The sequence below is a fragment of the Streptococcus oralis genome (assembly GCF_001579175.1).
Lineage (GTDB): Bacteria > Bacillota > Bacilli > Lactobacillales > Streptococcaceae > Streptococcus > Streptococcus oralis_O.
This window is the reverse complement of the sequence record NZ_KQ970783.1, coordinates 1-276: the sequence shown is the minus strand read 5'-3', so window position 1 is coordinate 276 and position 276 is coordinate 1. Positions and strand designations below refer to the sequence as shown.

At 48.2% G+C, this 276-nt stretch carries 3 tRNA genes; all 3 read left to right on the top strand.

Annotated features, from left to right (window positions below):
• The first annotated feature begins 10 nt into the window (after window positions 1-10).
• The 3 genes from SORDD24_RS10625 (at window position 11) to SORDD24_RS10615 (ending at window position 254) form a co-directional block, all read left to right on the top strand.
• Window positions 11-91: transfer RNA gene (locus SORDD24_RS10625), tRNA-Tyr, on the top strand.
• Between the two features lie 5 nt (window positions 92-96).
• A tRNA-Trp gene (locus SORDD24_RS10620) sits at window positions 97-167 on the top strand.
• Between the two features lie 14 nt (window positions 168-181).
• Window positions 182-254, top strand: a tRNA-His gene (locus SORDD24_RS10615).
• The last annotated feature ends 22 nt before the right edge of the window (window positions 255-276 follow it).

Here is a 276-nt window from a genome sequence, read left to right as displayed (position 1 = left end):
TATATATTCTGGAAGGGTAGCGAAGAGGCTAAACGCGGCGGACTGTAAATCCGCTCCTTCGGGTTCGGGGGTTCGAATCCCTCCCCTTCCATAGTTACGGGCATAGTTTAAAGGTAGAACTAAGGTCTCCAAAACCTTCAGTGTGGGTTCAATTCCTACTGCCCGTGTTAATATGATTATGGCGGGTGTGGTGAAGTGGTTAACACACCAGATTGTGGCTCTGGCATGCGTGGGTTCGATCCCCATCACTCGCCTATTTTATATTATTGGGGTATA